This window comes from Prevotella amnii DSM 23384 = JCM 14753 (assembly GCF_000378745.1).
In the GTDB taxonomy this organism is placed as follows: Bacteria; Bacteroidota; Bacteroidia; order Bacteroidales; family Bacteroidaceae; genus Prevotella; species Prevotella amnii.
Genome location: NZ_KB905326.1, coordinates 1 through 5,193, shown reverse-complemented (window position 1 = coordinate 5,193; position 5,193 = coordinate 1). Strand labels below are relative to the sequence as shown.

Genomic DNA, 5,193 nt, shown 5'->3' with positions numbered 1-5,193 from the left:
AACGTGGAGTTTAGGCTACCTTATCAATGGAGATAGTACAGGACTGACAGACGAAGAAATCGCACTCGCAGACCAATGGAGTAAGGACACCAAAGCGGAGGTTATATCGCCCCACACAGACATAGAGGGGAATATGCAACCTTATTTTACCCACGTTCCAGCCTTTGGACTACCCACCGAGGTAGAGGACTGCGCCCTTATTTGCAGAGAGTAAATAAAAACATCAACCTATAAACGACAACAATATGAAAGTACAAGTAGAAGGCATTATTCATAATTTTTCGAGCAAAGCTCTCAACAACTCGTGGGCAGATGAAATACCCAACATCATCGTGAGAGTTATCAATGCCATAAGCATAGCCGAGAACAAGGAGGAGTTGCAGACCGCACTCCTTCAAATCTCCCAAGAAACGGAACTTGACAAGTTTTTTGTCTATGGTTACGGCGCACATCATTTTTGGCTAACCCACCGTTGGCTATCGAATGGTGAACCAATGGAACACAGATTACTAATCGCTGAGTTTTGAAAATATGGAAAGGAAAGTTTACAGAGTACGCACCCAATACGTTTTTGAAGGTGTGTTTGAGGTTGTAGCCACAGACCGAGAGGAAGCCGAGCGGAAAATCCTTGAAGATTGTGGAATGGTGATGGGCAGAGGAATACACAGCACACTGCCCGATGAACAAATCAATTGGGCTTTCGATACCCACCCCGAAGAGCGGATAATTGAAACAACCGAAAATCCCTAACACAATGAGCCACGCAACCTTAAAAAATTGCGTGGCTTCTTTTCTTTTTCTTTGAACGAGCAGGCGACCAAAGAAAAGAAGCAAAAGAAAGTCGCAATAATTGCATTATAATTTAATTACATACAAAAAGTCTGACAATTTCCATTTTTTGCAAAGTTACTCAATCATAACGAAGAAGGCGACTAAAACGACAAGAAAACGCCCCTTGCGGAGCATAAAAAAGTCGCAAGGGGTGTATTTGATAATCAGGGTATATAAAACAGGGCAAACTCCACATTTCGTCGTTTGACAAGTCCTCGCAGAACCTTGCCTTTATATCGACAGAAAGTGACAAATTCACGGTAGAAGTTCCTGTCGCCCGACTCTATCTTTCGTATTAGTCGGCTTTTGGGATGATTACCGTAACCGAGCAAACGACCTATGCCTATATTGTAGGCAAGCAAGGTAAGCAGTAGTGCATCCTTGCCATAGCCCTTGAAATGCTCAAAGCATTTCCATAGGTCGGCACGGAGCAGGGAGTCCGCCTGCCGTTCCGTCATATTGGAAAAGAAATGCTCGCTTGGTTGCAACCGATGACCATATCCGACATACGGATAGCAACCTTTTCTGTGTAGCCCCTCGAAGTATTTCACGACGACCACCGCACGCTCAAAAGGTGGCAAGTCCGCCAGCCGCACCCTGCGCTGGGCAAAGAACGGCTGGCAGAGCAAGCACATTATACAGAATAAAGCAAAGCGTTTAGCTGTTCGCATCGTTCAAGGCTTTGGTTACTACTGCGGTGGACTTTCCCTTTTCCTCCGCCTTCTCATTGTTGAAGTTGAACGACAGTTTGGCGATTTGCTTGAAGTTGTCCTCCACATACACATCAATGGTTTGTCGGTCTGTCGAAGCGGAGGTGTAGTAGAGTCGAAACACATCTTTTGTGAGTGGATAGCGGTCGTTGGGCTTAAAGACTAATCCATTATCCATTCTTAGCGTTCCTTTCCCGTCCAGCTGGAAATATCTGATGGTGTAGCGAGTGTCGGCAAAGTAGCCTTCACGTTTGAGTGTACACCTGATTTCTGCCGTCTGTCCCTTGACGATGTTCTTCTGAACGGGCATCGTCTCGACAGTGAACGGGTAAGACTGCTGAACATCCAACTCCCTATCACAAGCAGATAAACAAAACACGGCAAGGGCAAGTACTCCCATTACCCATATACTATTAAAAATTTTCTTTTTCATTGTTCCCTACATTTATAGATTAAACCTGATTCCTGCCGATACAGCAGGGCGAAAATGATGAACATCCGTACCAAAGAGTATGCGTCCCTGTCCTTTGAGTAGCAACAGCACATTGTCCGATAAGAAACATTCTATGGATAGATGCACCGCTCCACCATAGACGAAGTGAGAGTCATCGAGTAGTTTTGCGCCATCGGGAAGTAGTTTCTTATCTTCGTTAAGTTCCTCATAGCCACCCAAAGCGGATATTCCAGCATAGGCAAATACATTTTTACCATTGTCAGAAACAATAGGCTGCATATAACCCAAATGCACGAAGGCATCTTTGAGTTTCACATCATAGCTGCGATACGGCATATTTTGTTGCTCATATTCTACCGTAAGAAATGAATAATTCTCACGCTTCAGATAGCGAGTGAGCGAAATGCCTATGCCGAAGTTGTCTTTGGCAAAGAGTTTTTCGCCTTTGATGATTGGCTGGTTGCCTATTATTTCTATTCCTTTTTGCTTTGGAATCAGTCTTTGTGCTTGTGTGGGCAGCGTCGTTGCCACCGCACACGTCAGTAGAAAGAGATACTTTTTCATTACCATTTGAGTTTTAGGTTATCAATCTTCTGAGCCAAAAGTAAATCTTGCGGCTCGACATAGAAGGTAAGCGTTCGTCCACCATTATGCTCATAAAGCGTCACTTCAAGCTGCTTATCTTCTGAAAGCGAGAACTGCTCCAAGGCGAACACCGAACTTTCTGTGTGCCTTCCCTTGATGTAATTCACCTGATGATAGGCACGGAGTGGTTGCAGCACCTGTTCCTGAATGGCGGTGCGCTTCGCCACCTTTTTATCCACCACCTTGAACGTAACGAAGTCCACCGAGTACGGCATATTGGTCATATTGTCTATTCGGGTATGAAAATATAGCAAGCCATTGTGCGCATACAATCCCCTAAGCAGGAATTTCATACCGAACTGGTGCGCCCCGATGTGCTTGATATAGCGTTTGTCATTCTGATAGATGGTCTGCATCATCAGCTTGACGAGTACGGGCGACTCGTTACCCAGTTCCTTGAAGTAGATGTCCGCACGGTTGCTCGGCAAACGTCCCTCGACGGGCGACAGAAAGTCCTTCATCTCCACGCTGAGTTTCTCTGGCTCATCGGCATACTTCACGTTGAAAGCATAAAATGAGCCGTCCTCGCAAATCACGCTCATATTGGTCTCCGTCTCAAAGTCCTTGACGGCAGCTTTCACACGCAGTACGTTCTCCGCATCCTCCGCCTTGCCGGCAATGATGTTCTGTGAACCCAAATCTACATAGCGGACAGGCGCAGGAAAAATCAGATGCACCGTCTTTTCAAAAGTAACCTCCAAGCCGTATGGCAGGACGATGCGTCCGTTTGGGATTGCCTTGCTCATGCCTTGAAAGAGTTCTCCCGATGAGAGCGGACGGTCGGGCGTGAGGGTTGAAATCGTTGTCTGTGCAGTGGCTGACGCTCCCATCGTGGCAAGCAGGACAGCCGAAAAAATCCATTTTTTCATTGTTGTTGTTATTTTGTTATTGCTATTTTTATTGATTGATATGCTTATTTTGACTGAACCAAGAACAGTCGGTAGCCGCCTTTAAGTGTTACCTTGACGGTGCGGAGTTTCTTTTGGAGCAGCTGACTTGCGCCCTGCATCACCCCACGAGCTGCCTCCGAGATGATTTGGTCTTTGGCAGAGGAAGCAAAGGTGAAGGAAGTCCCCATCGAACCACCGATGTTCGCACTCACCTCTTTGAGGGCGTTAATGTCCTCCGAACCGGGAATGAACACACCCTCCTGTCCGTCTGTGTCGTATGCCGAGAGCTTCACGGCAATAATCCGTCCCTTCACTTCAATGCTCTTAACGAGCAGGTGCAGACGGTTGCCCTCAATCTTAGCCCTCGCAATGAGTCGGCTTTGGCGGGGAATGCGCAAGCCCTGCACTTTGGCAGTTTCGAGCAGGCGCAACGCCACATTGTCGCCCTCCTTAAGGGTTGCCGTCCTGTCCACCACCACGCTGAGCGTGTTACGGGACACGGCAGAAACCGCACTCGTGAGCGAATGAAAGCCTAAATTGCGGGGCTTTGTGCCATATTCCTTGATAAAATCCTCGTCAGATTGCGGCTGGTTGAGCGAAGACACTACCTGCTTGCGTTCTGCCAAGACCTCCATTGCAGGGAGAGAACCCGTTGAAGACGCTTGCGGTTTTGCCGGTATATTCAAAGCACCTTTTTCCTTTGCGGGTGTAAAAGCGTGGGCAGCATTGGTAGTTGAAGAAGACTGTGGCAGATACTTTGCCGCCATTTGGTAACTCTTTTCCATCAGGGCGAGCTGTCGCTTCTCCTCCGCATCCTCATTCTCGTTCTTGGCTGCCAACTCTTTTTTGAGGTTGTCCAACTCCGAGCGCAGTGCCTCACGTTCCTGCTCATTGGGGTCGGGCGCATAAAAAGAGTTCAACAGGCGGTTGTTCTCCTCATAGCGGTGCATCGAGCTTTCAATCTTTGCCGTCGAAGCGGCTGCTTCCGCACGCTCGCTTTCCGAGGAGGGGGCGGTATTACTATCAAAGTAATCCGAAAGTCTGCCCATCTCCTCGCGTGTCTGTTCGTCTTGACGGCTCTTGTCGCCCAATTCGTAGGCTTTAAGTTTGTTTCCCGTCAGCTGTTCGGTAGTCGCCTGCGGTATGCTGTCGTTCAGTCCCTGCTGCGCTGCGCTCTTCTCCTTGCCCGACGGGGCAAATATGAACCACATCGAGAGGGCGAAAAGCAGTCCCAGCCCACCGAATACCAGTCCTTTTTTCAGTTGTTCTTTCTGTTTATTATCCATTTTCATTACTGTTAGTTGAATATTGTTGATAAAGTCGTATAAATACGCTATCTGTATGGATGTCGCTGTCTATTATTTTTCCCTTGGGGATAGGTAGTCTTTCCTCCTTATCGTGCGGCAGGAAAAACTGCGCTATCATCACTAAGGAACAGACGAGATAGACAAAACTTAATCCGAACACAATCAGCTTGCGCTGCCTTGCCGTGAGCCTGTCGCAATGATGGCGGAGCCACAAGTGCGCCCTCAGATAGTACCGTGCGAATGAAAATCCCCTTGTCCTTTTCATCGTGCTATCGTTTATAGGTTTGGAGGTCTTGATTCTGTCGCACCATAAACTGCTCCATGAGGAAGCCCTGCGGATTGTTGTCCGAGCGGAC

At 47.6% G+C, this 5,193-nt stretch carries 9 protein-coding genes and 1 pseudogene; 3 read left to right on the top strand and 7 right to left on the bottom strand.

Annotated features, from left to right (window positions below):
- The 3 genes from F596_RS0110455 to F596_RS0110445 all read left to right on the top strand — a co-directional run.
- The coding region (locus tag F596_RS0110455; RefSeq protein ID WP_019036803.1) for a DUF6926 domain-containing protein at positions 1–214 on the top strand (214 nt) is incomplete at its 5' end.
- Positions 215–245: 31 nt separating this feature from the next.
- On the top strand, positions 246–527 hold the full coding sequence (locus F596_RS0110450) for a hypothetical protein (RefSeq protein WP_004338369.1): 282 nt from the start codon (positions 246–248) through the stop codon (positions 525–527).
- Positions 528–531: 4 nt separating this feature from the next.
- Positions 532–750, top strand: a complete 219-nt coding sequence (locus F596_RS0110445; protein ID WP_004338368.1) for a hypothetical protein — start codon at positions 532–534, stop codon at positions 748–750.
- Between the two features lie 245 nt (positions 751–995).
- On the opposite strand, the gene F596_RS0110440 is transcribed toward F596_RS0110445, so the two are convergent.
- The 7 genes and pseudogenes from F596_RS0110440 to F596_RS11715 all read right to left on the bottom strand — a co-directional run.
- A complete protein-coding gene (locus F596_RS0110440; protein ID WP_024992838.1) occupies positions 996–1,502 on the bottom strand; it encodes a glycoside hydrolase family protein in 507 nt (168 codons plus the stop codon).
- Positions 1,489–1,974, bottom strand: a complete 486-nt coding sequence (locus F596_RS0110435; RefSeq protein WP_019036911.1) for a DUF3872 domain-containing protein — start codon at positions 1,972–1,974, stop codon at positions 1,489–1,491. Before F596_RS0110435 ends, F596_RS0110440 begins: the two co-directional genes overlap by 14 nt.
- 12 nt (positions 1,975–1,986) lie before the next feature.
- Complete coding sequence (locus tag F596_RS0110430) at positions 1,987–2,565, bottom strand: conjugal transfer protein TraO (RefSeq protein WP_019036910.1); 579 nt, start codon at positions 2,563–2,565, stop codon at positions 1,987–1,989.
- Positions 2,559–3,509 carry a conjugative transposon protein TraN gene (gene traN / locus F596_RS0110425; RefSeq protein ID WP_019036909.1) on the bottom strand — a complete coding sequence of 317 codons (951 nt, stop codon included), beginning with the start codon at positions 3,507–3,509 and terminating at the stop codon, positions 2,559–2,561. The genes F596_RS0110430 and traN overlap by 7 nt, the downstream gene beginning before the upstream one ends.
- A gap of 44 nt (positions 3,510–3,553) precedes the next feature.
- Complete coding sequence (gene traM, locus F596_RS0110420) at positions 3,554–4,816, bottom strand: conjugative transposon protein TraM (protein WP_024992807.1); 1,263 nt, start codon at positions 4,814–4,816, stop codon at positions 3,554–3,556.
- Complete coding sequence (locus F596_RS0110415; RefSeq protein WP_026302408.1) at positions 4,809–5,102, bottom strand: hypothetical protein; 294 nt, start codon at positions 5,100–5,102, stop codon at positions 4,809–4,811. The genes traM and F596_RS0110415 overlap by 8 nt, the downstream gene beginning before the upstream one ends.
- A gap of 4 nt (positions 5,103–5,106) precedes the next feature.
- A pseudogene (locus F596_RS11715) lies at positions 5,107–5,193 on the bottom strand (conjugative transposon protein TraK); the annotation flags it as partial.

What these genes read in the sequence shown, in the direction of transcription:
- F596_RS0110450 (WP_004338369.1), top strand. Translation starts at nt 246, where the DNA reads ATGAAAGTACAAGTAGAAGGCATTATTCATAATTTTTCGAGCAAAGCT.
- traM (WP_024992807.1), bottom strand. Translation starts at nt 4,816, where the DNA reads ATGGATAATAAACAGAAAGAACAACTGAAAAAAGGACTGGTATTCGGT.
- traN (WP_019036909.1), bottom strand. Translation starts at nt 3,509, where the DNA reads ATGAAAAAATGGATTTTTTCGGCTGTCCTGCTTGCCACGATGGGAGCG.
- F596_RS0110430 (WP_019036910.1), bottom strand. Translation starts at nt 2,565, where the DNA reads ATGGTAATGAAAAAGTATCTCTTTCTACTGACGTGTGCGGTGGCAACG.
- F596_RS0110415 (WP_026302408.1), bottom strand. Translation starts at nt 5,102, where the DNA reads ATGAAAAGGACAAGGGGATTTTCATTCGCACGGTACTATCTGAGGGCG.
- F596_RS0110440 (WP_024992838.1), bottom strand. Translation starts at nt 1,502, where the DNA reads ATGCGAACAGCTAAACGCTTTGCTTTATTCTGTATAATGTGCTTGCTC.
- F596_RS0110435 (WP_019036911.1), bottom strand. Translation starts at nt 1,974, where the DNA reads ATGAAAAAGAAAATTTTTAATAGTATATGGGTAATGGGAGTACTTGCC.
- F596_RS0110445 (WP_004338368.1), top strand. Translation starts at nt 532, where the DNA reads ATGGAAAGGAAAGTTTACAGAGTACGCACCCAATACGTTTTTGAAGGT.